This window comes from Streptomyces sp. NPDC004647 (genome assembly GCF_040609575.1).
In the GTDB taxonomy this organism is placed as follows: Bacteria; Actinomycetota; Actinomycetes; order Streptomycetales; family Streptomycetaceae; genus Streptomyces.
This window is the reverse complement of record NZ_JBEXKU010000016.1, coordinates 61,811-86,410: the sequence shown is the minus strand read 5'-3', so window position 1 is coordinate 86,410 and position 24,600 is coordinate 61,811. Positions and strand designations below refer to the sequence as shown.

Genomic DNA, 24,600 nt, shown 5'->3' with positions numbered 1-24,600 from the left:
GGGGGCATCTGCTTTCGGCTGGGCGCGGAAGCGCCTTGGTGATGAGCGGCCTGCTGACTTCGAATGGATATTTTCGGGCAACTGTCAACGTATGAGGACGAACGATATTCTTCCTCGGCAGCGCCCCGGCGTGGGAGCACACATGGTCTCTGAGGTGGTCGAGCTGTTGGAAATGCTGTGGGAGCACAGCAAGGAAGTGCCCACGGCTCCGGTCTCGACGGCCCAGTTGCGAGCCATGTATCTGCTGGAGCGTGAGGACGGCATCAAGCTGAAGAGTTTGGCGGACGGTCTGGGAGCGACGCCGCCTTCGGCGAGCCGGCTGTGCGACCGGCTGGAGGCTGTGGGCTTTCTTGAGCGGGCGCCGAGCGCATCCAGCCGCAGAGAACTGGAATTGTCCTTGACCCCGGCCGGGCGGGAACACCTCGGGAAGGTCCGGGCGCTGCGCGAGGAGCATCTGGCGCCTCTGGTGACCGCGATGCCCGCCGTACAGCAGGCTGCTCTGCGCGATGGACTGCGGGCACTGCAAGCGGCCGCGGCCGACGCGCGGGCCGCGTCCGAGGGCCGGGGAACGTCGATGCGCTCGGCGTAGCAGGCGCGGCCTACCCACCCCGCAGCCCACCCCGCAGCCCACCTCGCAGCCCACTGCGCAGCCCGCCCCGCATCCAGCCCGCGCATCCAGCCCGTCCGGGGCCGCTGTCCGGCCACCCGGATGGCCCACGATCGGGTCCGACCAGAGGCCGCGCGCTTCCCGCCTGGGTCCGGCACCCAACCCGGGTCCGCTCCTCCGGCCCGCGTGCCCCGCTCTCCGTACAAGGACGAGCGGCCTGTGCGGCACGCCGCTTCAGTCCTGCTGCATCCCGGTACGGAGCCGGGTCAGGCAGCGAGTGAGGAGACGGGAGACATGCATCTGTGAAATGCCGAGTTCGGCGCCGATCTCGGACTGCGTCAGTTCCTCACCGAAGCGCAGCTGCAGGATCGTGCGATCCCGCTCCCCGAGGTCTTCCAGCAGAGGCTTGAGTGCGTGCAGATCTTCGATGATCTCGATCGCCGGGTCGGGGTCGCCCATACGCTCGGCGAAAGTCGACCCGCCGGTGGGGCCGTCCTCGCCGACGGGCACATCGATGGAGGACGCGACGTATCCGTTGGCCGCCACCTTGCCGTCGATGACTTCCTCGGGGGTGCGCCCCAGGAACTCCGCCAGTTCGTCCATGGTCGGCGCGCGATCCAGCCGCGCCTCGAGCTCTTCGGTGGCCTTGGCCAATTCGATCCGCAGCTCCTGGAGGCGGCGCGGAACATGGACGGCCCAACTCGTATCGCGGAAGAAGCGCTTGATTTCTCCCACGATGTACGGAATGGCGAAGGTGGTGAATTCGACCTCACGGGTCAGATCGAACCGGTCGATCGCCTTGATGAGCCCGATCGTGCCCACTTGAAGGATGTCCTCGAGCGGTTCATCGCGGTTCCGGAAGCGAGCTGCCGCGTATCGAACGAGCGACACGTTCATTTCGATGAGGGTGTTGCGCGCGTACTGATACTCGTGCGTGCCCTCTTCCAGCTCCCGAATCCGGTCGAGGAACAGCTTGGTCAGTTCACGCGCGTCCTTGGGGGCGACCATCCCCGCGTCCTCGATCCACGGCAGCTCCGTGGCAGGCATCATTCCCGACACGTGCCCGGCACCGTTCCGCGGTTTCGTCGCTGAATCCGCAGCCGCCGAGATGTCCATAAAAACCCTCCTCAATGCAACTGTTGACGTCCGACACCTATTCCCCTGCCCACAAGGGAAGGGCGCACACCCCTGCGGACGCAATGGATCCGGTCGGACGGTCCAGCGGCCCCGGACAGCGACCGGGCACCGGCCCGCCCGGAGAGTCCGGCACCGGGCAGTCGGCAGGGCGGCAGGTGTGGAGGTTCCTGACCGCCGGGCCGTCGGCGGATGTCACTCCGGCGGAAGCTCGTCCCCGTCGGACTTCTGACGGCCGCTTCTGCGGGGCATCCGGCGTAGCCTGCCCCGGGGCTTGGTGACACCTTCTTCCTCGAGGACCTCTCCCACGGTGGCACGGATGGCGTCGCGCAGGCCGTGGAGGGGGTGGACGTGCCGAGCGGGGCCCGCTCCCGGGTCCTCGCGCAGCTCGGTCACCAGTGACCAGCACAGCGCGATCATCACCAGGACGAAGGGCAGCGCCACCAGGATGGTCGCCTGCTGCAGGGCTTCGAGCCCGCCGGCCACCAGCAGTACGGCGGCCACGGCGCCGATCAGTGCGCCCCAGGTGACGACCAGCCACTTGTTGGGCTTGAGGGAGCCCTGGCTGGACAGTGAGCCCAGCACCAGGGAGGCGGCGTCGGCACCGCTGACGAAGTACAGCGCGACCAGGATGATGGCGACGGCCGCGGTCAGTACGTACCAGGGAAGCGCGTCCAGGAGGCCGAACAGCGCGGCCTCCTGGCCGTCGTCCAGCTTGCCGACCAGGTTCGCCTCCCCGGTGGCCTGCAGGCGGAGCGCCCCGCCGCCGAGGATCGCGAACCACACGGCACTGACGCCACTGGGGATGAGCAGGACGCCGACGATGAACTGGCGCACGGTGCGGCCACGGGAGATGCGGGCGATGAAGGTGCCGACGAACGGCGCCCAGGACAGCCACCACGCCCAGTAGAAGATGGTCCAAGTGCCCAGCCACGACGGATCGGTGAAGGCGCCGGTCGCGCTGGACATCGGGATCAGGCCGAAGAGGTAGCCGCCGACGCTGGCGGGCAGCACGTCGAGGATGTAGATGGTGGGGCCGACCAGGAAGACGAAGGCGAGCAGGAACGCCGCCAGGAGGAGGTTGATCGTGCTCAGCCACTTCACCCCGCGGTGCACCCCGGAGACCGCGGAGACCACGAAGGCGGCCGTGAGGGCGGCGATGATGGTCAGCTCCAGGGACCGGCCGGCCTCCAGCGGCGTCACCAACTCCAGGCCGGCGGCCATCTGCAGCGCGCCCAGGCCCAGGCTGGTCGCCGAGCCGAAGACGGTGGCGAAGATCGCGAGCAGGTCGATGGCCCGCCCCCACCCGCCGTTGGCGCGGGCCTCGCCGATCAGCGGCACGAACGCGGCGCTCACCCGGTTGCCGCGGTGCTTGCGGAACGTGGCGTACGCGAGCGCCAGGCCGACCACCGCGTAGATCGCCCACGGGTGCAGCGCCCAGTGGAAGTACGTGGTCTCCATCGCCGTCCTGGCGGCATCCTCGCTCTGCGGCTCCACATGGGCCTGCGGGGGAGGTTCGGCGAAGTGGGTGAGCGGCTCGGCGACGCCGAAGAACATCAACCCGATGCCCATGCCGGCGCTGAACATCATGGCGACCCAGGCCAGCGTGGTGAACTCCGGTTCATCGTCGTCGCTGCCGAGCCGGATCCGGCCGAACCTGCTGAGCGCCAGAAAGACCGCCAGGATCACGAAGAGGTCGGCGGCGATCACGAACAGCCAGCCGAACGTGCGGATGGTCCAGTCGAGGGAGGTGGTCGCCGTGGTGTTCAGCGACTCCTTGGAGACTGCGCCCCATACGACGACGGCCATCACGATGGCCGCCCCGGCCCAGAAGACCACGGGGTCCGCGGGCAGGGTCTGTCGCTGCTGTCTCTCCGCAGCCGACTCTTCCGGGGGCGTCGGCTGCGGGGATTCCGGAGGTTCAGGCGTACCGGTGCTCACGATGCACCACTATGAGACGGAAGAGGAGGAATCGCTCCCAGCCGCGCCGTCCGGCCCTGTGCGTGGCTGAACAGGGGCTCTGCGGAGCGCGGGACCGTCCGTCTCCGGGCGAGGAGGAGCGAGGAAGTTCTGAGCCGCCGACTGTGCGGCGGGGAGTTGGGCAGCAGGGGAGGCCCGGGAAAATCGGTGGCGCCGTCGTGTGCGCTGTTCTATCGTCGGCACCGTTCCGTAGGGGGCCATGAGGCCGCCGTCCGCGGCCGTTTGAGCGAGTGGGAGGTGAGGACGTTGATGACCGTCGTTGCGCTGGGCGCTGCCCGGATTCAGAAGCTCATCAATCCCGCCCCCGTGGTCTCCGGCTGACTCGATCCTGTTCTCCTTCGCGCCTGTCGTGCGCGTCGCCGGGGCCACCCTTGTGAAGGGTCCCTCCCTTGAACCTCTCTTCTGTCTCGCATCCGCTGTCCCGCTATGGCTGGGACGACGGATGGGACGCGGTGTTCGCTCCGTACGCTTCGCAGGGCCTGGTGCCCGGTCGGGTGGTACGCGTGGACCGCGGTCTGTGCAGTGTGGTCGTCGCCGACGGCGATGCCGTGACCGAACTGCGCGCCGGCACCGCCGATGTGGCCTCGCCGGATCCGATGCCGGCCGTCTGCACGGGCGATTTCGTCGCTGTGGATCGGGAGGCCGGTGAGCGGCCGTCCGTGCGGGCGCTGTTGCCGCGCCGTTCGGCGTTCGTGCGGTCGACGTCCTCCAAGCGCTCCGAGGGCCAGGTGCTGGCCGCCAACATCGATCACATCGTCATCTGTGTATCGCTCGCGGTCGAGTTGGACCTCGGGCGGGTGGAGCGGTTCCTCGCGCTGGCGATGTCCGGCGCCGGCGGCGGCGCGGCGTCGCACGAGTCCGCGCCCTCCGGGGAGCGCGGGGCGCAGCCGCTGGTCGTCCTCACCAAGGCCGACCTGGTGCCCGACGTGGCCGGGCTGTCGTATCTCGTCGCCGATGCGGAAGCGGTCGCGCCGGGTGTGCCGGTGCTGCCGGTCAGCGCGGCGACCGGTGACGGCGTGGACGTACTGACCGCCGTACTCGGCGGCGGTACGGCCGTACTCCTCGGCCAGTCCGGTGCGGGCAAGTCCACACTCGCCAACACGCTGCTGGGCTCGGAGGTCCAGGACGTACGGTCCGCGCGCGACAGCGACGGCAAGGGCCGGCACACCACGACCACCCGCGATCTGCTGCCGCTGCCCGGCGGCGGAGTGCTGATCGACACCCCGGGTCTGCGCGGGGTCGGCCTGTGGGACGCCGAGGACGGTGTCACGCAGGTGTTCGCCGAGATCGAGGCCCTCGCTCAGGAGTGCCGCTTCCACGACTGCTCGCACACCGCGGAGCCGGGGTGCGCGGTGATCGGGGCGGTCGGGAACGGGGCGCTGGCGGCGCGGCGGCTGGAGAGCTACCGCAAGTTGCTGCGGGAGAACGAGCGCATCGCCGCCCGGACGGACATGCGACTGCGGGCGGAGATGCGCCGGGCCTGGAAGCAGAAGCAGGCGCTGGGACGGCACATGGTGGAGCGCAAGCGGGGTCCGCTGCGCAAGCCCTGACCGGGGGCGGTACGGGCCTGGCCGGGTGCGGGGGACCTGGTCACGCCCGGCCGGGTCGGGCGAGGTGCTCGTGCCCGGGCGGGTTGGGCGAGGTGCTCGTGCCCGGGCGGGTTGGGCGAGGTGCTCGTGCCCGGGCGGGTTAGGCGAGGTGCTCGTGCCCGGGCGGGTGTGGGAGCTCGTGCGGCCGGTGCGGGGAACTGCTCACGCCCGGCCGGGTTGGGGGAACTGCTCACTCCGGGCCGGGTCGGCTGCCCGCCTGGTTCTGTTGTCCGGCTGCTCGACTGTCCGGCCGAGGTTGCCCCAGCGGCGGCCGGACAGACGCTCGGCCCACCCTGCCGGGCCGTTCTCTCCCCGCGCTCACACGGCTGAGCAGGGCGCCCTCCGGCTCCTGCCCGCCTTGATGGATGGTGAGGGTGCGCAGCGCCGGATCCGCGGGCGGGTCTCGCTCAACGACGGGCCCCGCCTTTAGGCGGGCAGTGGCGGCGGCAGCGCCGTACGGATCAGGCCCGTTCCCGCCCGGAAACGCGACGTCCGATTTCCGCCAGTCGGCTGCCACGGAATGGGCGCAGACTGGACGGCATGATGGACGAGGAGACCAGGTACGAGGCGGTGTGCAGCCGTGATGCCCGCTTCGACGGGGAGTTCTTCCTCGCCGTGGCGACCACCGGCATCTACTGCCGACCCAGCTGCCCCGCGGTAACCCCGAAGCGCAAGAACGTCCGTTTCTTCCCGACCGCCGCCGCTGCCCAGGGCTCCGGCTTCCGGGCCTGCCGGCGGTGCCGCCCGGACGCGGTGCCGGGCTCCGCCGAGTGGAACGCGCGCGCCGATGTCGTCGGCCGGGCCGTACGACTCATCGGCGACGGTGTCGTCGACCGGGAGGGTGTCGCGGGGCTGGCCGTACGGCTGGGCTACAGCGCGCGCCAGATCCAGCGCCAGCTGACCGCGGAACTCGGGGCGGGCCCGATCGCCCTGGCCCGCGCCCAGCGGGCCCACACCGCGCGCGTGCTCCTCCAGACCACCGAACTGCCGGTCACCGAGATCGCCTTCGCGGCGGGCTTCGCGAGCGTCCGGCAGTTCAACCAGACGATCCGCGAGATCTACGCATCCTCCCCGAGCGAACTGCGTGCGGCCTCGGGCGGGACCGGTTCGAAGGGAGCGCGCGGGGGAGCGGCGAAGCGCCACGCGGCTGCGGGCCACGAGGCCGGGGACCGGGCCGCGCAGGCGGGTATCCCGTTGCGGCTCGCCTACCGCGGGCCCTATGCCGCCCGCGAGATGTTCGGATTCCTCGCGGCCCGAGCCGTCCCCGGTGTCGAGGAGGTGCAGGGCGCGACCGGCGATCGCGTCTACCGCCGGACGCTGAGCCTCCCGCACGGGATCGGCGTGGCCGAAGTCCGCGAGCGGGCCGGCCCGCTCACCGCGCGGGGGCGCCGGAACACCACCGCGAACGGCGCCGGGACCTCCGACACCCTGATCGCGCATGACCGCGGCGGCCCCCCTTCGCCGGTCGCCGCGGGGAACGCGCACGGAACCGCGCCGGCCAACGGCCACCCGTCCATGCCCGGACGGCAGAGCCGGACGGGTGGCCGCCGTGGCGCGGCGGCCGCAAACTCCCGGCCCACCACCACCACCGGCGCCGCCTGGCTCGAGTGCCGACTGCGCCTCGGCGATCTGCGTGACCTCACCACCGCCGTACAGCGGCTGCGGCGGCTCTTCGATCTCGATGCCGACCCGTACGCCGTCGCGGAGCGACTCGGCGCGGACCGGGTGTTCGGGCCGCTCGTCGAGGCTCGGCCCGGACTGCGGTCACCCGGCGCGGCGGAACCCGAGGAGATGGCCGTTCGGGTTGTGCTCGGGCAGGGGATGGACGTGGAGTCGGCGCGAAGGCTCACGGGGGCGCTGGTCCGGGCGTACGGCAAGCCGTTGGCCGCGCCGGACGGCGGGCTGACCCACCTCTTCCCGCAAGCCGAGCAGCTCGCCGGCGCCTCGCTCGACGAGCTGGAGTTGCCTGCTGAGCGGCGTGCAGCGCTGCGGTTCCTGGCCGCGGCCCTCGCCGACCGCACCGTCGTGCTGGACCCGGGCGCCGACCGGGACGCGGCCGAACGGTTGCTGGGCGCGTTGCCCGGGATCGGGCCTTCGGCCGCCGCACTCATCAGGATGCGGGCGCTCGGCGACCCCGATGTCTTTCCGCCCGGGCCGCACGCCTCCGCGGCCGAGAGCCGGCGGCCCTGGCGCTCGTACGCGTGGCACCACCTGCTGCTGGACCACCGGCCCGTACCGCGGAATGAAGTGCAACGGTGAAGGCGCGGGACCGCTGAAGGCCCGGGACCGAACCGCTCAACCGGCGGTACTAGCCCTCGAGGCCCCAGCTGTGGATCTTCCGCGGGTGGATGCGGATGACCTCCTGGCTCACGAACGGGCCGAGGTCGTGCGGACTGTCCAGGAGTTCCGCCTCACCGCGGATGTCCACTCCGCGCACCACCCATGGATCGACGCTTGCGATGTCGTCCACCACCAGCGCGACCTTGGGGTTCGCCTGCAGATTGCGCCACTTCTTGGTGCTGCCCAGGGACCGACCGCCGACCAGGATCGTCCCGTCGTCCTGCGGGAAGAACCCCACTGGGCTCGCCTGCGGCTGCCCTTGCGGATCGACGGTGGCGAGCCGTCCCAGGCGCTGAGTCTTCAGGTAGGCGCGCTCGGCTTCGCTGAATTCGGTCATAGGCCAAGGGTCACACCGGTGCACCCACCTCCGCGTCGGATACGAGACCTGGGCCGCTTCGTCTGGATCATCTGATCGCGCGGCCATGGGCGGCGACGGGCATCCCGGCTGTGACGTACGTCCTGTTGCCGCTCAGGCGGCCGCCTTACGGTTACCTGCCTGCCACGCGCGCCCCAGGCGCGCGAGTGCTCGCGACCGGATCACGCACAGGTAACCGAACCGTTGCGGGCACGTGCGGGCACGTGTAAAGGACGGCTCCCTCATGTCCAGTGATCTCTCGCCAGTCATAGCCGCCGCCACTCGCTGGCTGCTGTCGGCATTCCCGCCGGCAGCCGGCTCGCTGAACCACGCCCTGGCCGAAGCCCAGGCATGGCAGGCGGTCACCATCGCCGCCGCCCTGCGCTACCCCACCGCGCTGGATGCCGAGCTGCTGAACATGCTCGGCCCCGGGGGCTCCGACCGGCTGGACTCCGTCACCGGTGCCGATGCCCACCCGCTGGAGGGGCACGAATCGGCCTGGCGCACCGGAGTGGACGAAACCGTCGTCAGCTGGGCGGCCTGCCTACTGGCCGACGAGGATCTCGCCGCCCTGGCAGCGGCCTGCCTGGCCGCAACCCACCACGGTGCCGACTCCGTGGGCGATGCGCGTCGGCTGACAATGCCCAGCCCTCGCGATCACAGTGCTGCGCCGCTGCTGCGCCACCCGGACCTTCTCAGCCCGATCGCAGACCTCCACCGCGAGACACTGCTCGGCCAGCTCGATGCCGACCCGGCCGGCAGCTCACCCGAGCGAACGTAACCACGAAGCCTGCATACCGGGAAAGGCCGTCGCAGCAGGTGGCCGCCACCCATCACCGCGTGAACGACGCTCCGGGACATACACCTGGGGCCGAGGGCGCGAGGCAGGGAGGCGGGGTCAGCCGGCGGCGACCGCCCCGATCCACGCGCCCACCACCAGCAGGCACGCGAAGAGCTCGATGAGGATGCCGAGACCGATCGCCCGCATCGCCGTACGCGTCGACGCCCAGGCGCCACCGTGGCTGCCGAGGCGGTCGCGCTCGGCGCCGTAGACACCCGCGACGAAGCCGATCAGCGCGCCCACCACCGGCACGACGAAGAAGCCCACGACGCTCGCGACGCCGCCGACGTACAAGGTGCGCCAGGGGACCCCGGACTGCGACATGCGGCGGGCCGGGAGCAGCCACTTGAGCGCCTGGTTGAGCAGCAGCACGGCCGTCGCGCCCATCAACACCCACCAGGCCAGCCCGGACTTGTCGGTCAGCGACCACCACAGGACCCCTGACCACACGACCAGGGGACCCGGAACGACGGGGACCAGGACGCCGAGCAGGCCGAGCAGCATCACCAGTCCGACCGCGACCAGCTGCCAGGTCCCCATGGGGCCAAGGGTGCCGGAAGGCATACGACTACGCTTCCCGGCACCGGGCCGTGCCCGGGTCCGTGGCGTGGCGTCGCAGCAGGTCAGTGAAGGTCCGCACGCCCGGCCCCGGCACACTCCCCACCCGGCCGGTCCTCGCGGGACACCCAGCCCAGCTCGTACGCGTGCCAGCCCAGCTGGAGCCGGGTCGTCACCCCGGTCAACTCCATCAGCCGCTTCACCCTGCGCTGCACGGTCCGCAGGCCCAGATCCAGCTGTTTGGCGACGCTCGCGTCGGTCAGCCCGGCCAGCAGCAGCGAAAGGATCTCCAGGTCGGTGCCGTCCGGTCCGTCCTGCTCGCTCTCGTACGGGCCGCTGCCGGTGCCCAGCCGCAGCGGCAGCGCCTCCCGCCACACCCCCTCGAACAGGCCCGTCAGGGATTCGAGCAGCCCGCTGGCGCGCACGACCAGGGCGGCTGGCTCACCGGCGCGCCGGGTCAGCGGCACCATCCCGACCGCGCGGTCCGCGACGACCAGCTGCGCCGGAACCCGGCCGACCACCCGTACCTGCTCGTCGCGGCCGAGTGCCGTGACGAGTTCCGTCACCCCGGACGGGCCGGACAGCACCTCGCGCTCGATCACCATGCGGTGCCGCACACCGCGGGCAGCCTGCTGCTCCAGTTCGTTCCCCACGCCGAGACCACTGGCCGACGCGCCGGTGACCAGGGTGCACACCTCCTCGGACGCGCCCAGCCGGACCTGGAGGAAGCGGTGCGCGACGGCGCTCGCTCCCGTCACGACCTCGATGAGATCGTGCACGGCCGGCTCGGCCGCCTCCGCGCGGTACTCCTCGGCCAGCAGCGCCGCCGCCAGCTCGGCCCGCTCCAGTTCGTGGCGCTGCCGGGTGAGCAGCGCGCCGAGTGCGACGGCGGGCGGGGCGGCCACCCAGCGGCCCGGCCGGGTGGAGGACTGGGCCGCCAGGCCCTGGCGCTCGAGCCGGCGCAGGGTGCGTACGGCCTCCTCCTCCGCCAGGGCCAGCCGGTGCGCGAGATCGCCGGCCTCGGCGGCGCCCAGCCCCACCAAGGCGCGGTACACCGACTCCTGAACCTCGTCCAGCCCGATCGCACTCAGCATCCGACTCTCCTGGGCATCCGATACCCCCTGGCCCCGTCGCGGTGGCGGTGGGTGCTGGACGAAAGAGTCCGGGGGCGGTGGCGGAAGACTGCCACGGCAGGTGCCCGCCGCGGAACATCGCCCCCGCTCCGGAGGCCACTCGGCTTGCCGCGCACCCTTTCCGTAGGAGCGGGGAGGTGGACAATTGAGGGCATGACTCAGCAGGGGGAGCGGCACGGCCACGAGGACGACTGGTGGCGGGAGTTGTACGACGAGGAGAAGCCGGACACGGGCCCCGCGGCCGCTCCGGACTCGCTGGACGACCGCTTCGACTCGGCCTCCCGTACGGTCGGTTCGCCGCCCGGCCCTGCCACCCCTCGCCCTGCCACTCCGCCCCCGTCCACTCCTCGCTCCTCCGCCCCGCCCTCGCTCCAGGACGATGATCTGCCGCAGCGCGCGGCGGAGGAGGGCGAGTGGTGGCAGGGCTCCGTCTCGCTCCCCGATGAGGAGCCTCCTCGGGGCCCGGCCCCCGAGGAGTGGCCGGAGCCGACCTGGCCGCCGACGGCCGGTGCCCCTGCCCGGGCACGGGCCGAGAAGCCAGGTTCCGCGCCCCCGCCGGGCGGAGCAGCGGGACCGGACGAGCCGCCGCCTGCGGGGGCCGGTCGGCCCAGACCTGCCGTGGAGGCGGAGTACGTCGGCCCGCGGCCGCCCACCTACGAAGGCGAGCCGAGCGCGCTGCCCGCAGCCGATCCCGAGGACATCGGCGACCTCGTGCCGGACACCGCCCTCGACGGGGCCCGGTACGGACCGCTCGTGCTGCGAGCGGTCTCGCTGCGTGGCGACTCGGCGCGCTACCGCGGTGAGCCACGGCGGGACGCGCTGCTCACGGCGCGGTTCGGCGAGGGCGACCGCGCGCTGCTGCTCGTCGCCGTGGCCTGCGGTGTGCGGGCCACGGAGGGAGCGCACCGGGCCGCCGCGGAGCTGTGCCAGGGGATCGCCGCGGCCGTCGGCCGCAGTCAGGCCCGGCTCGCCGAGGACATACGGGCGGGCAGGCGCGGCGCCCTCAAGTCAGGGCTTCACCGGCTCACCGACCGCTCCTACGGCCGGCTCCGCGCCCGCGCCGCCGAAATCGGCCTGGCACCCGCCCAGTACACCGCGACGCTGCGCTGCCTGCTGCTCCCCGCCGACCCCGAGTGCCGTACGCGGGTGTTCTTCGGCGTGGGCGACGGCGGTCTGTTCCGGCTGCGGGACGGCGCATGGCAGGACATCGAGCCCGCCCTGCCGGAAGCACCACGCACCGGCGCGCCCGTCGTCGGCTACGGATCCACCGTCACCGACCGGCTCACCGTCGACCTGGCGGTGCCGGCCCAGCCCTCCCCGTCCACTCCGGCCGCGTCGTCCACTCCGTCCTCCCCCGGCGGCGAACCGCACGCCGGCGACGTACAACCGCCCGCCGAACCCTTCCGGTTCCGGGCCTCGGTCGCCCGCCCGGGGGACACCCTCGTCCTGTGCAGCTCCGGCCTCGCCGACCCGCTGCGCGGCGAGAGCGCGCTCGGTGGCCTGCTGGCGCAGCGTTGGGCCGGCAAGGCCCCGCCCGGACTCGCCACGTTCCTCGCCGATGTGCAACTGCGGGTCAAGGGCTACGCCGACGACCGTACGGCCGCCGCCGTCTGGGAGACGTAGGAGACGCGTAGGAGACGTAGGAGTCATAAAGACGGAGACCCGGGGCCCGTACGTGAGGTGCGCCCCGGAAACGTCATCCGTGGGCGTAGCCGGGAGGCGTATTCGCGCGGACCGTGGGTTGATGGACCGGAGCCGACCGACCGGATCCGAAGGGTGAGCACCCATGGCGAAGCAGACCGTGGCGGGGCAGTTCGTCGACATTCTCGTACGTGCCGGGGTGCGGCGGCTCTACGGAGTGGTCGGCGACAGCCTCAACCCCGTGGTGGACGCCATCCGCCGGAACTCCGCCATCGACTGGATCCAGGTCCGCCACGAGGAGACCGCCGCTTTCGCCGCCGGCGCCGAGGCACAGCTCACCGGCAAACTGGCCGCCTGTGCGGGCTCCTGCGGCCCCGGCAATCTGCACCTCATCAACGGCCTGTACGACGCGCACCGTTCGATGGCCCCGGTGCTCGCCCTCGCCTCGCACATCCCCAGCAGCGAGATCGGCTCCGGCTACTTCCAGGAGACCCACCCCGACCAGCTGTTCCGCGAGTGCAGCCACTACTGCGAGCTGATCTCCAACCCCCGGCAGATGCCGCGCGTCCTCCAGACGGCGATCCAGCACGCGGTCGGCCGCAGCGGCGTGAGTGTGGTGGCCCTGCCCGGCGACATCGCGGCGCAGCAGGCCCCCGAGAGGGCGGTGGAGCACGCACTGGTGACCTCCCGGCCGACGGTGCGCCCCGGGGACGCGGAGATCGACGAGCTCGCCAGGATGGTGGACGAGGCGAAGCGGGTGACGCTGTTCTGCGGCAGCGGCACGGCGGGTGCGCACGAGGAGGTCATGCGATTCGCCGAGCGTGTGAAGTCCCCGGTGGGGCATGCCCTGCGCGGCAAGGAGTGGATCCAGTTCGACAACCCGTACGACGTCGGGATGAGCGGGTTGCTCGGCTACGGCGCGGCGTACGAGGCCACGAACGAGTGCGACCTGCTGATGCTGCTCGGCACCGACTTCCCCTACAACGCCTTCCTGCCGACCGATGTCAAGATCGTGCAGGTGGACGTACGGCCCGAGCACCTCGGCCGCCGCTCCAAGCTCGACCTCGCGGTGTGGGGCGATGTCCGCGAGACGCTGCGCTGTCTGACCCCGAAGGTCTCGGTGAAGTCGGACCGGCGGTTTCTCGACAGGATGCTGAGGAAGCACGCCGACGCCCTCGAAGGGGTCGTCAAGGCCTACACCCGCAAGGTCGAGAAGCACACCCCGATCCACCCCGAGTACGTGGCCTCGGTACTCGACGAGGAGGCTGCGTCGGATGCGGTCTTCACGGTCGACACGGGCATGAACAACGTCTGGGCGGCGCGCTATCTGACCCCCAACGGCAGCCGCCGGGTCATCGGTTCGTTCACCCACGGCTCGATGGCGAACGCGCTGCCGCAGGCGATCGGCGCGCAGTTCCTCGACCGGAAGCGCCAGGTCGTGGCGGTGTCCGGCGACGGCGGGTTCTCCATGCTGATGGGCGACTTCCTCACCCTGGTGCAGTACGGGCTGCCGGTGAAGGTCGTGCTCTTCAACAACTCCTCGCTCGGCATGGTCGAACTGGAGATGATGGTGTCCGGCCTCCCGGCGTACGGCACCGGCAACCACAACCCCGACTTCGCCGTGATCGCCGAGGCCGCCGGGGCGTACGGAGTCCGCGTGGAGAAACCGAAGCAGCTGCCGGGCGCGCTGCGGGAAGCCTTCAAGCGGAAGGGGCCGGCGCTGGTGGACATCGTCACCGACCCGAACGCGCTGTCCATCCCGCCGAAGATCAGCGCGGAGATGGTGACGGGCTTCGCGCTCTCCGCGAGCAAGATCGTGCTGGACGGCGGTGTCGGCCGCATGGTGCAGATGGCCCGCTCCAACCTGCGGAACCTACCGCGCCCCTGACCGGGCGACAGCCCGGCCTGCTCGGGGCGGCCCGGCCTGCTCGGGGCAGTCGGGCCCCGCTCGCGACAGGCGGGGGGATGCGCCGTACGGGTGGAACAGGTGCCCGAGTGGACTGCCGATCCGGTCGATGCGGAATGGTCCGAATGTCGACTGTTGTGCAGCGGGGCGACCCGCGCGACCGTCCTCCCCTTATGCCCGGCATCGTTCTCCCGGCGATGCCGGGCATTGCCTTGCGTGAACGGGGCATGCATGAGCCTGGGCCTTTTCGAGATCGGACCAGAGGCGATTCGGCTTTACGGGGCGGGGTGGATGGCGCAGCAGCGCGAGGAGTCCGTACTGAACAAACGGCTACGAGGGTCGGATCTGACGGCGGTCGCCGACGTCCGGGCCTCGCTGCGCGATCTGCTGCGGAGCTGGTCGTGGGGCGGACCGGAGCAGACCGATGTGGCCGAGTTGCTCATCAGCGAACTGGTCACCAACGCCCTGGTCCACACCGACAACGGCGCGGAAGTGACGGCGACTCTGGTCCGGGGGCGGCTCGCCAAGGCGGCGGACCGGCTCCGGGTGGAGGTCCGGGACTCCGTCGCCCGGCGGCCCATGGTGCGCAAGCCGGACGGCGAGGCGACCGGTGGCCGGGGCCTCATGCTCGTGCAGATGCTCGCTGACGCCTGGGGCGTCCGGCCGCAGGCCACGGGCAAGGTCGTGTGGTTCGAGCTGGACGGCGGACCGGCCTGAGAGGTCGGCCGTCAAGGACCGATTCCGCTCGACTCGACCTGCCCTGACCTGATGACCAGAGCAGAGCAGACCAGACCAGCCCTGACCCGAGCCGGTCGGCCCGGCCGACCCAGACCCCGCCGGCCGATTCATCCGAACTGCCGCTCGAGGTCCTTCAGCTTCTGCTCCAGGGAGTCCAGCCGGGGGAGCGTCATCGTGTCGTCCTCGGCGGTGAGGTCGACCGTCCTGGCCCGGTCCGGCCGGCCAGCTGTGGCCTCGCGCTCATCGCCGTTCACGGCCTGCAGGGGCGGACGTGAACGCACGGGCAGCGTGCCCTGTTCCGCTATGGCGGTCTCCGCGCCGACCCGGACGCCGGACGGAGCCGGCCTCGAGACGTCCACCTGACGGCCACCGCGGCCCCGGCCCCACATGCGGTGCTGCCGGTTGATCGCCTTGATGTGCGCGCGGTCCAGCTTCTCCTTCTCGCGCCGCCGCCGGCCGCTCTCCTCCTTCTGCTGCCGGTCCTCGCGCACTTCCTCCACCGCCTCGTCCAGCGTCCGTACGCCCTCCAGCAGCATCAGCGACCAGGCGCCGAAGGTCTCCCGGGGCGCCCGGAGCCACCGGACGATCCGGATCTGCGGCAACGGCCGCGGCACGAGGCCCTGTTCGCGGAGCGCCGCCCGGCGGGTCTGCTTCAGCGCCCGGTCGAAGAGCACCGCGGCGGACAGGGACATCCCGGCGAAGAACTGCGGGGCGCCCGCGTGGTCGATGCCCCGCGGCGCGTGCACCCAGTTGAACCAGGCCGCCGCACCGGCGAACGTCCAGACCAGCAGACGCGAGCCGAGGGCCGCGTCCCCGTGGCTCGCCTCGCGCACCGCGAGGACGGAACAGAACATCGCCGCGCCGTCGAGCCCGAACGGAACGAGGTACTCCCAGCCTCCGGAGAGATTGAGATTCTGCTGTCCGAAACCGACCAGGCCGTGGAAGGAGAGTGCCGCGGCGACCGCCGCACAGCAGAACAGCAGCACATAGGAGGCGGTGCCGTACACGGCTTCCTTGCGCCGCCGGCGCTCCTCGCTCAGCTCCCAGCTGTCGGTGACGGCACTGTCCTTCGCGGGACGCCGGCCGCGGTTGAGGAGCACCGCCGCCACCAGAATGCCGACGAGCAGTACCGCGCCCGCGAGCAGCCAGTCCAGGCTCAAGTCGGTAGGTCTCATCCGGTGCCCCTTGCCTCGCTCCCGTGACGCTCATGCCGTGTGCGGCACTTACCGGCGTCATCCTGGCGGAATCCGCCCTTGCGCCAAGGGCTTTCGGGCCAAGTGGACGACAATCGGAGCCTCAGCCATACGAATAGGGCGATACGGGTCGAACTTCCGTATGAAACAGGCGTGTTGTGTTCGGATGGCGGCGTGCTCCGGCGGGTGGCCCGGGTCGGTCAGCGCGTGGTCGGGTCGGTCAGCCTGCGGTGAGCCGGGCGACGCGGTCCGCGTCGCAGGTGCGCGGGCAGGTCACACAGGTGTCCTCGGGGCGCACCGTGTAGAAGAGGCAGCAGCTCGCCCGGTCGCGGGTCCGCAGCGCTTCGCCTGCGGGGCCGGTCAGTTCACGGAATGCCGAACTGCCGACGTACGGCTTGGTGGAGCCCGGCAGCAGCCGCTCCAGTTCGGTCATCGCCCGCTGCTCCTCGCCGAGCAGGTGGCCGATGTACCACAGGCCCTCGACGATCTCGTCGGTCGCCATGGCCCACAGCGCCCGCCGCCCCCGGCGCATCCGCGGCCGGAAGCCCTCCAGCACCGGCCCGAGGTGCTCGGCCGCCGCTTCGCGCACCTCCGCCCGGAGTGCTTCCTCGTCCGGTACGACCCGGGCGTGCGGCAGCGAGGCCGCCGGATCGTCGGGCAGACAGGCGAACTCCCGGGCCCGCGCGGTCATCCGGCCCGTGGTGCGCTGGAACGAGACCTGGCCGACCGGGACTCGGGGAACCCGCCGCAGCAGGAACCACGGAACGGTGATGAGCAGGCAGGCGGGCCAGGCGTACCGGTGCAGTCCGAAGCCCGCGATGACATCCGGGCGGCCCTGCTGCCCGAAGTCGCGCAGCACCTGCGCGTTGTCCCAGGCGAGAAAGGCGTCGAGGGCGGGGCCGCCCGACGCGAGCTCGGTCGCCGCGACCCAGCCGCCGCCGGAGCGCGGTGGTTCCTCGGTCACACGCAGCCCGGGGAACACCTCGGCCAGTCGCGCGTAGGCCGCGGCGACGGGGGAGGAGACGGGTGTGGCCAGGGGTGCGGCCGGTGCGACGGGCATGGGGGACCACCGAATCGCGCGTCGTTTGCAGGTTAGCCTTACCTTATCCGATGTGATCGAGGTTTGAACTGCGGCAGGGTCCACCTATCGTTCGGGAGGACGTCAGGAGGACCCTCATGGAGCAGGCCGGTGCCGAGGTTGCCCAGCCGCGCCTGCGTGCGCCGGTGCCGGCGCAGGCGCAGGCCGTACCGCCGAACGAGGCGGCCCGGGGTGAGCACGGTCACAGCGAGCCCCCGCCGCCCGTTCTGCTCTCCGGCGTCCGCGACCCCGTCCGCTCTCCCCCGCGCAGGCTTCCGCAGCGCCACTCCGTACGCGGCCAGGTCCTCGACGCCCTGCGCTGCGCTCTGGTGAGCGGTGAGCTGACGCCGGGCGAGGTGTACTCCGCGCCCGCGCTCGCCGAGCGGTTCGGCGTATCACCCACTCCGGTCCGCGAAGCGATGCAGCAGCTCGCCGCCGAAGGCTCCGTCGAGGTCGTACCGAACCGCGGTTTCCGGGTGGCCCGGCGCAGCGCACGTGAACTCGCCGAGCTGGCCGAGGTCCGGGCGCTGCTCGAGGTGCCGGTGATGCTCCGGCTGGCGTGCACCGTGCCGCCCGAGGAGTGGGACGCCCTCCGTCCGCTCGCCGCCGCGACCGTCGCCGCCGCGGCGCGCGGCGACCGTGTTGGCTACGCCGAGTCGGACCGGGCCTTCCACCACGCCCTGCTCTCCCTGACCGGTAACGGCCAGCTCGTCATGGTGGGCGACGACCTGCACCGCCGGGCGCAGTGCCCGGTGGGCGACGGCTCGATCGTCCGCACGGCCGATCTGCTGGCCGATGCGGCGGAGCACACCGCGCTGCTCGACGCGCTGGCCGCGCAGGATCTGGCGGTCGTCGAGCAGCTGGTCCGCGAGCATTTCGCAGGTGCGCGCCACACCCGCTGACTCAACTGTCGATTCGGCCAACGGCCGCAGGTCTTCTTGTACGGATCTGCTGTTGCCCGATCTTTTGCGTTCCCGCAGGATCCCCCGAACCCCGCGGACGGTCGGGGACGCGACAGGATCTTCAGGAGGAGTCATGGGCCGAATGGCCGGCCGGCTGTGTCGCCGCAAACCGCTGGACCGCATGATCGCGGAGGCGGACGGAGGGTCGTCCGGTGCCTCCTCCGGCGCCTCCTTGCAACGCACCATGGGCCTTGGGCAGTTGACGCTGCTGGGCATCAGCTCGGTCGTCGGCACCGGGATCTTCTTCGTCCTGGGCACCACCGTGCCGGACGCGGGCCCCGGCGTGGTGCTGTCCTTCGTCCTCGCCGCGGCCGTCGCCGGTCTGGCGGCGCTGTGTTACGTGGAGCTGGCCGGCGCGGTGCCGGTCGCGGGCAGTACGTACTCGTACGCCTACGCCACGCTCGGCGAAGGCGCGGCCTATCTCGTCGCCTGGTGTCTGATCCTCGAGTACGGCGTGGCGGTGTCGACTGTCGCCGTCAGCTGGGGCCAGTACCTCAGCGAACTCAGCGACACTCTCTTCGGGTTCACCCTGCCGGACGCCATCAGCCAGCCCCCCGGAGCCGGCGGCTACGTCAACATCCCCGCTCTCGTGGTCGTCCTGCTCTGTTCGCTGCTCCTGGCCCGCGGCACGCGCGAGTCGGCGGTCGTCAACGCGGTGATGGTGTGCGTCAAGCTCGGTGTGCTGGTGCTCTTCGTCGCTGTCGCCCTGTCGGCCTTCCGGTCCGAGCACTTCACCGATTTCGCCCCGCACGGCATCGGGGGTATCGGTGTCGCGGCCTCCGGGGTCTTCTTCTCCTACGTCGGCTTCGACACCGTCGCGACGGCGAGTGAGGAGGTCCGCAATCCGCGCCGGACCATCCCGCTCGCGCTGCTCCTCACCCTGGGCACGGTCACCGTGCTGTACATCCTCGTCGCGATCGCCGCCGTCGGCGCGCAGCCGGCCGGAAGGTTCGGGGAGCAGGCCGACGCGGGTGAAGCGGTCCTCGCGCAGATCCTGCGGGATGTCACCGGCGCCGGATGGCCCGCCGCGCTGCTGGCCGCCGGGGCCGTCGTCTCCATCTTCAGCGTCGTCCTCGTCACGCTCTTCGGGCAGACCCGGATCCTGTTCTCCATGGCGCGTGACGGACTGGTGCCCGAGATCTTCCGGCGGGTCGACCGGAAGCGGCACACCCCCGTGCACAACACCTGGATCGTCGGCGTGTGCGTCGGCGCCCTCGCCGCACTCGTGCCGCTGCAGTACCTCGCCGACCTCACCAGCATGGGGACGCTCGTCGCCTTCGTGGCTGTCGCGGCGGCGGTGGTCGTACTGCGCCGTATCGCGCCGGACGCCCCGCGCTCGTACCGCGTGCCGCTCTACCCCGTCGTACCGGTGCTCGCCGCCGTGTCCTGCCTGTACCTCGCGTATCTGCTGCCCGGCATCACCTGGACGCTCTTCGGCTGCTGGCTGTTGCTGGCCGCGGTGCTGTATCTGGCGTTCGGACGCCGCCACTCGGCGCTGCGGGACGCGGACGCGGGCCCGCCGGATGCGCCGTCCACGCCGCAGGAGCACGAGTCGGCCTCCCTGCCCCGTACTTGAGCCCACGGAAACGCGGCGGCCGCCTCTCCGTTCGGGGAGGGGCCGCCGCGGGTGGTGCGGTACTACGGGCGCTTGGTACGGGCGTAGTGCCTGCGGGCACGGTCGCGGTTGCCGCAGTCGCCCGAGCTGCATCAGCGCCGGGTGTGGCTGCGACTCCGGTCGGGGAACAGCCAGCCGCAGCCGGGGCCTTCGCACAGCCGGATGCGGTGCACCTCTTCGCCGGCGAGCAGCACATCCCGCTTGGCGAGGCTTTCGGTCCGGGCGGCTTCAGCGGCGGGCGGGCCCGGGTGACGCCTCCGCACCGCGAAGGCCGGGGGCACCGGGCGGGGGCCGCGGTCCGGGCGGCGTCAGCGGGAAGCCGACCCGGGCGATGCCTCCGCCGACCGCGTTGCTGCGAGCGTGAGTTCGAGCCAGGCGGCCAGCCGTACGTCGGGGTCGTCGAGGTCGACGTCGAACAGCTCCCGAATGCGCCGCAGCCGGTAGCGCAGGGTGTTGGGATGCACCTTCAGCCGGGCCGCCGCGCCCGCGACATCGCCGACCGAGTCCAGCCACGAGGTGACCGTGGCCGCGTAGTCCGCGCCCTGCTCCCTGTCGTACGCCAGCAGCTGCGCGATGCCGGGAAGGCGCAGCCAGGGCTCCCGCTCCAGCTCGTCGCCGAGCCGGTCCAGCAGGATCCGGTGGCGTACGTCCTCGGCGGTCGCCGCAGGCTCCGGCTCCCCCTGCCGCCGGGCGGCTGAGGCCGTCTCGCGCGCGGTCGCGCGCAGCACGGAGTCGGCCTCGCGGCGCAGGGCGGCGGCGCGCAGCAGATCGCTGTACGGGCGGGTGACCGCGGCCCGCACGTGTTCGCCGACCGCCGGGCGTACGGCGGCCAGGGCCCCGTCCGCGAACCGCCGCCCCGCCCCGGGAGCCGTCGACGGCAGCAGGACGTAGACCGCGCGGGCGGTCGCCGCCACCGTCGCCTCCGCCCGCTGGGAGGAGCAGTAGCGCACCAGAGCGGACTCGATGTGCGTGATCAGTGCTGCGCCCGCCGCCTCCCCGGAGCGGGGGGCGAACGCCGCCAGAGCGAACTCCGTCCCCGGCCGCAGGCCCAGCCGGGCCGCCGCCTCGTCGGCCGGCGGGCCGTAGCCCTCCAGGACCGCGCGCAGCGTATCCCGGCGCATCCGGCGCTCGGCCTCCGGCGCGTTGAGCGCGCGCAGCAGATGCGGGGCCGCCGCCCGGGCGCCGTCCCGCAGCGCCGCCTCGGCCTCGGCGGAGAGCCCGCCCTCCGGTTCGATCGCCCACAGGGTGCCCAGCGGCAGAGCCCCCGCGCGAACGGCGACCGCCGCGCGGGCCAGTTCCTCGCCCACCGTGGGGAAGCGGACCACGGCCGGTGCGGCCAGTACCTCGCGGTACTGCTGCCGCTGCTCGGGCATGTCCGGGACCCGGCGCTGCAGGATGCCGCGCTCGCGCAGCGCGTCGATGCGCTGGCCCGGGATGTGGGAGTACGCGACCACGTGCTGGTCGAGATCCTCGATGGCCACGGACCCGCCGACCACCGCGGCGAGCGTGTCGGCCAGCGCGAACAGCTCCTCGCCGCCGGCCGGGGCGGAGGCGGCCGCGTCCCCGACGCCGTACGCCGCGAGCGAGCAGCTGAGCGCGGCGTCCACGAACCGCCAGGGGACCGCGTCCCCGGCCTCCAGCACCGCGATTCCGCAGGCGCGGGCCTCCTCGACGAGCCGCGCCGGGTCCTGGCCGCGGCTCTTGACGACCACCGCCGCGAAACCCTGCTCGGCGGCCCGGCGCAGCACGGCGCACGAGCGGGGGTCGGCCACCTCCGCGCCGACGAGGAGCAGCAGGGCGGCGGGCGAGGGGGACAGCGGTTCCCCCGGGTCGTGGATCACCGTCCCGCGCACCGGCACATCGAGCCCGGCGGGGGTGGCCAGCGCCCGGACGGTGGCACTGCCGGAGCCCTCGAGCAGCAGGCTCAGGGTGCCCGCGGTGCGCTCGTCGGGCAGTCCGTAGGGACTTGTGGGATCGGACAAGGGAAGCCTCGGTTTCTGGGGCGATCGGCAGGGGCACCGTACGGCCGCAGCGGCCAGGATAGGACCCGAACCCGTTGACAGGAGCAGCCGCACATGACCGCCACCGCGCAGCCCGCCGCAACCGCTGCCGATCTCGTCGGGCTCTTCCCGCCCGGTTCCCGCCTGGACGAGGACGGCGGACTCGTCGTCGCCGGCTGCCGTGCGAACGACCTGGCGGACCGCTTCGGAACCCCGGCCGTCATCGTGGACGAGGGCGCCCTGCGGGAGCGTGCGCGGAGCTATGTACGAGCTCTGGCAGAGCATTGGCCGAACAGCCAAACCGTCTTCGCGTCGAAGTCCTTTCCGTGCACCGCCGTCGTCCGGGTGATGGCCGAGGAGGGCCTCGGGATCGACGTCGCAGGCGGCGGGGAACTGGTCGCAGCGCTCGCCGCCGGGGCGGACCCGGCCCTGCTCGTGGTGCACGGCAACGCGAAGACCGACGAGGATCTGGACATGGCCGTCCGCGCCGGCGCGGGCACCGTCGTGGTCGACAACTTCGACGACATCGACCGCCTGGAGCACCTCGTGGAGGGCGAGCAGCGGGTGCTGCTGCGGGTGATCCCGGGCGTCGACGCCGATACCCACGAGGCGATGGCCACCGGGCACGCCGGATCGAAGTTCGGCCTCTCCGTGCCGGACGCGGTACGCGCGGCTGCGCGGCTGCGGGTGAGCGACCGGCTGCGTCTGGAGGGGCTGCATGTGCATGTCGGCTCGCAGCTGCTGGACACCGAGCCGTTCGCGCGGGCGGTCGAAGCGGTCGGCGCCATCGGGGAGTTGGGCGAGCACGCGGTGTACGACCTGGGCGGGGGACTGGGCGTGCGCTACACGTACGAGGACCGCCCCCCGACGATCGAGGAGTACATCCGCACGCTGACCGACGCGGCCCGCAAGCACCTGCCCGCCACCGCCCGGCTCCTCGTCGAGCCCGGCCGCTCACTGGTGGCCGGGGCCGCCGCCACCCTGTACCGGGCCGTCACCGTCAAGCGCGGACCGCGCACGCTGGTGGCCGTGGACGGTGGCATGGGCGACAACCTGGAACCGATGCTGTACGGGCAGCGGTTCGAGGCCACGGTCGCCACCCGCGTGGGCGGCGGCGAGAGCTGCGACCTCGTCGGCCGCCACTGCGAGTCGGGCGACACCCTGATCCGCGACATCCCGCTGCGCGAGCCGCGGGTCGGTGACGTCATCGCGGTCCCGGTCACCGGCGCGTACTGCTACTCGCTGTCGAACAACTACAACGGCGCCCGCCGCCCGCCGGTCGTCTTCTGCCACGAGGGCGAGGCACGCGAGGTGGTCCGCCGCGAGACGTACGACGACCTGCTGCGGCGGGATGTCCCGGCCGGGTGGCCGCCCCGGTCGGTGCGGCTTCGATGAGATGTACGAGGACCTGCTGCGGCGGGATGTCCCGGCCGGGTGGCCGCCCAGATCCGTGCCGGACGCTCTCAGCTGTCGCGACGAGTTTCTCTACAGTGCGCGCTCAACCCGTGATCGCGAGGAGATCGTCGAAGACCTCAAGACGCTGTTCGGGTGGGCGCCCGTGGACGACCGGGCCTACGTCAGGGCCTGGGAGGTCCAGCAGGAGCTGACCGCGCCAGGCCGCCATCGCTCTGCCGGTCCGGTCGACCTCGTCGTGGCCGCGACCGCCGAGCTCCAGGGCCTCACGATCCTCCACTACGACGTCGACTTCGAGACGATTGCCGAGACCACGGGTCAGGCATCCCAATGGCTCATGCCCCCCGGTTCGCTCTGACGGCTGTCCCGTACCGTCCCGCAACCGTCGCTGTATATCCGTCAGGCCGCGGGGGCCGTGGTCAATTGGTCGGCCAGCCAGGTGGGGTGGCCGCCCAGGAGGCGGAAGAGGCGGGCCGCCTCCGCCCGCAGGCGGGTGGCCTCCGGCTCCGGCTCGGCCTCCGCAAGGGCCACCAGGGCCGGTGCCGTGCCGATCAGATAGCCCAGCTCCTCGCGGAGACGGAGAGACTCGGCGAATCCGTGGCGGGCCTCCGCCAGTTCGCCGTCGCGCAGCGCCAACCCGGCCAGGTGCCGCCAGGTGGAGGAGCACAGCAGCAGATCCCCCTGGGCCGTGGCGCCCGCGTGGGCGCGGCGGTAGGCGGCGCGGGCCGCCTGCGGGCTGTCCGCGATGTGCTCGGCGATCAGACCGCGGCGGAAGTCCAGCAGGGGGCGGCCCGGAGCGGATGGGGCCAGCAGGGCCGCCGAGCGGCCGAGTGCGGCACGGGCCTCGTCGGCCCGGTCGCGGGCGCCGAGGACCGTCGCCGTGTACGCGAGGTGGCCGCGCTCGCACGCCGCGGCGCCCCGTTCGTCGTCCGTACGCGCGACGGCCTCGGCGGCACGTAGCGCGTCCTCGGCCTCGGCCCAGCCCGCGGCGGTGAACATGCACCGCTCGACGAGCAGGGCCGCGCGCTGGAGGGTCACCACCGGGTCGCCCTCGGCGTACGGGGCGAGCAGCGCCGCCGCGTCGTCCCAGCAGCCGCGTGACCGCAGCCGCCATACGGCAACCTGGCGCGGATCGTGGGCGTGTGGATCGTGGGCGTGCGGATTCCATGCGTGCGGATCCCGTGGGCCGGTCCCCCCCACTGCCTCTGGCCGTCCAGAATGCGACATGGCGGTATCCGCCACCTTTCCTCCCCTAGCGCGCCATCGAGCCGGAAGCCGTGGAGGAATCTCAGCACGAATTCCGTTGCGTGGCCAAGAGCTTGAGTGAACGAATTCACATGATGTTTCCGGCGAGGAACCCAAAACGTTTGCGCAGGCGAGGGATCCGCTCCCCCGATTCCGGCGGTGCGGAGCCGCGTATCGCGGGCCTCGTAAGCGGGCCCCAGCAGGGGCGAAGGCGGATCATCGGCCGCGGTCGGCCCCCGGAACGGACCACGCCCGGACCACGTCCGGACCAA

The 24,600-nt window shown here is 72.2% G+C and carries 21 protein-coding genes; 11 read left to right on the top strand and 10 right to left on the bottom strand.

The window, feature by feature from the left end:
- Positions 1 to 142: 142 nt before the first annotated feature.
- Entirely contained in the window at positions 143 to 589 is a 447-nt protein-coding gene (locus ABZW18_RS09965; protein ID WP_356184666.1) for a MarR family transcriptional regulator, read from the top strand.
- A gap of 252 nt (positions 590 to 841) precedes the next feature.
- On the opposite strand, the gene ABZW18_RS09960 is transcribed toward ABZW18_RS09965, so the two are convergent.
- Positions 842 to 1,654: an RNA polymerase sigma factor SigF gene (locus ABZW18_RS09960; protein WP_356184663.1), complete on the bottom strand. Its 813-nt coding sequence runs from the start codon at positions 1,652 to 1,654 to the stop codon at positions 842 to 844.
- A 282-nt stretch (positions 1,655 to 1,936) separates the two neighbouring features.
- Positions 1,937 to 3,595, bottom strand: a complete 1,659-nt coding sequence (locus tag ABZW18_RS09955; RefSeq protein WP_356184732.1) for a BCCT family transporter — start codon at positions 3,593 to 3,595, stop codon at positions 1,937 to 1,939.
- A 515-nt stretch (positions 3,596 to 4,110) separates the two neighbouring features.
- On the opposite strand from ABZW18_RS09955, the gene rsgA reads away from it, so the two are divergent.
- Both rsgA and ABZW18_RS09945 read left to right on the top strand, forming a co-directional pair.
- On the top strand, positions 4,111 to 5,271 hold the full coding sequence (gene rsgA, locus ABZW18_RS09950; RefSeq protein WP_356184660.1) for a ribosome small subunit-dependent GTPase A: 1,161 nt from the start codon (positions 4,111 to 4,113) through the stop codon (positions 5,269 to 5,271).
- Positions 5,272 to 5,853: 582 nt separating this feature from the next.
- Entirely contained in the window at positions 5,854 to 7,569 is a 1,716-nt protein-coding gene (locus tag ABZW18_RS09945; protein ID WP_356184729.1) for an AlkA N-terminal domain-containing protein, read from the top strand.
- A 49-nt stretch (positions 7,570 to 7,618) separates the two neighbouring features.
- Here ABZW18_RS09945 and ABZW18_RS09940 read toward each other — a convergent pair whose 3' ends face one another.
- Positions 7,619 to 7,987: a PPOX class F420-dependent oxidoreductase gene (locus tag ABZW18_RS09940; protein WP_356184657.1), complete on the bottom strand. Its 369-nt coding sequence runs from the start codon at positions 7,985 to 7,987 to the stop codon at positions 7,619 to 7,621.
- Between the two features lie 262 nt (positions 7,988 to 8,249).
- On the opposite strand from ABZW18_RS09940, the gene ABZW18_RS09935 reads away from it, so the two are divergent.
- Entirely contained in the window at positions 8,250 to 8,786 is a 537-nt protein-coding gene (locus tag ABZW18_RS09935; RefSeq protein ID WP_356184655.1) for a hypothetical protein, read from the top strand.
- A 117-nt stretch (positions 8,787 to 8,903) separates the two neighbouring features.
- On the opposite strand, the gene ABZW18_RS09930 is transcribed toward ABZW18_RS09935, so the two are convergent.
- Entirely contained in the window at positions 8,904 to 9,386 is a 483-nt protein-coding gene (locus ABZW18_RS09930) for a DUF456 domain-containing protein (protein WP_356184653.1), read from the bottom strand.
- A gap of 83 nt (positions 9,387 to 9,469) precedes the next feature.
- The gene (locus ABZW18_RS09925) at positions 9,470 to 10,498 is read right to left on the bottom strand and encodes a helix-turn-helix domain-containing protein (RefSeq protein WP_356184650.1); all 1,029 of its coding nucleotides are present in this window, start codon (positions 10,496 to 10,498) and stop codon (positions 9,470 to 9,472) included.
- Between the two features lie 192 nt (positions 10,499 to 10,690).
- On the opposite strand from ABZW18_RS09925, the gene ABZW18_RS09920 reads away from it, so the two are divergent.
- The 3 genes from ABZW18_RS09920 (at position 10,691) to ABZW18_RS09910 (ending at position 14,801) form a co-directional block, all read left to right on the top strand.
- Positions 10,691 to 12,160 carry a protein phosphatase 2C domain-containing protein gene (locus ABZW18_RS09920; protein ID WP_356184647.1) on the top strand — a complete coding sequence of 490 codons (1,470 nt, stop codon included), beginning with the start codon at positions 10,691 to 10,693 and terminating at the stop codon, positions 12,158 to 12,160.
- 163 nt (positions 12,161 to 12,323) lie between these two features.
- Complete coding sequence (locus tag ABZW18_RS09915; RefSeq protein WP_356184645.1) at positions 12,324 to 14,066, top strand: pyruvate dehydrogenase; 1,743 nt, start codon at positions 12,324 to 12,326, stop codon at positions 14,064 to 14,066.
- A 249-nt stretch (positions 14,067 to 14,315) separates the two neighbouring features.
- Entirely contained in the window at positions 14,316 to 14,801 is a 486-nt protein-coding gene (locus ABZW18_RS09910; RefSeq protein WP_356184643.1) for an ATP-binding protein, read from the top strand.
- Positions 14,802 to 14,929: 128 nt separating this feature from the next.
- Here ABZW18_RS09910 and ABZW18_RS09905 read toward each other — a convergent pair whose 3' ends face one another.
- Positions 14,930 to 15,997 (bottom strand): DUF2637 domain-containing protein, encoded by a 1,068-nt coding sequence (locus tag ABZW18_RS09905; protein WP_356184640.1) that lies wholly within the window; start codon positions 15,995 to 15,997, stop codon positions 14,930 to 14,932.
- 238 nt (positions 15,998 to 16,235) lie between these two features.
- Positions 16,236 to 17,075 carry a (2Fe-2S)-binding protein gene (locus ABZW18_RS09900; protein ID WP_356184637.1) on the bottom strand — a complete coding sequence of 280 codons (840 nt, stop codon included), beginning with the start codon at positions 17,073 to 17,075 and terminating at the stop codon, positions 16,236 to 16,238.
- A gap of 116 nt (positions 17,076 to 17,191) precedes the next feature.
- Between ABZW18_RS09900 and ABZW18_RS09895 the strand changes: the two genes are divergently transcribed.
- Entirely contained in the window at positions 17,192 to 17,995 is an 804-nt protein-coding gene (locus ABZW18_RS09895) for a GntR family transcriptional regulator (protein ID WP_356184635.1), read from the top strand.
- Between the two features lie 133 nt (positions 17,996 to 18,128).
- The gene (locus tag ABZW18_RS09890; RefSeq protein WP_356184632.1) at positions 18,129 to 19,631 is read left to right on the top strand and encodes an APC family permease; all 1,503 of its coding nucleotides are present in this window, start codon (positions 18,129 to 18,131) and stop codon (positions 19,629 to 19,631) included.
- Between the two features lie 131 nt (positions 19,632 to 19,762).
- Here the strand turns inward: ABZW18_RS09890 and ABZW18_RS09885 are convergent, their stop codons facing one another.
- Positions 19,763 to 19,843 carry a CGNR zinc finger domain-containing protein gene (locus ABZW18_RS09885; RefSeq protein WP_356184728.1) on the bottom strand — a complete coding sequence of 27 codons (81 nt, stop codon included), beginning with the start codon at positions 19,841 to 19,843 and terminating at the stop codon, positions 19,763 to 19,765.
- Positions 19,844 to 19,978: 135 nt separating this feature from the next.
- Complete coding sequence (locus ABZW18_RS09880) at positions 19,979 to 21,652, bottom strand: helix-turn-helix domain-containing protein (protein ID WP_356184630.1); 1,674 nt, start codon at positions 21,650 to 21,652, stop codon at positions 19,979 to 19,981.
- A gap of 93 nt (positions 21,653 to 21,745) precedes the next feature.
- Here ABZW18_RS09880 and lysA point away from each other — a divergent pair, with 93 nt between their 5' ends.
- Together lysA and ABZW18_RS09870 are read left to right on the top strand one after the other, a co-directional pair.
- Positions 21,746 to 23,065, top strand: a complete 1,320-nt coding sequence (gene lysA / locus ABZW18_RS09875) for a diaminopimelate decarboxylase (protein WP_356184628.1) — start codon at positions 21,746 to 21,748, stop codon at positions 23,063 to 23,065.
- 1 nt (position 23,066) lies between these two features.
- On the top strand, positions 23,067 to 23,441 hold the full coding sequence (locus ABZW18_RS09870; RefSeq protein ID WP_356184625.1) for a PIN domain-containing protein: 375 nt from the start codon (positions 23,067 to 23,069) through the stop codon (positions 23,439 to 23,441).
- A 41-nt stretch (positions 23,442 to 23,482) separates the two neighbouring features.
- On the opposite strand, the gene ABZW18_RS09865 is transcribed toward ABZW18_RS09870, so the two are convergent.
- Positions 23,483 to 24,310 (bottom strand): hypothetical protein, encoded by an 828-nt coding sequence (locus ABZW18_RS09865; RefSeq protein WP_356184622.1) that lies wholly within the window; start codon positions 24,308 to 24,310, stop codon positions 23,483 to 23,485.
- Positions 24,311 to 24,600 lie beyond the last annotated feature (290 nt).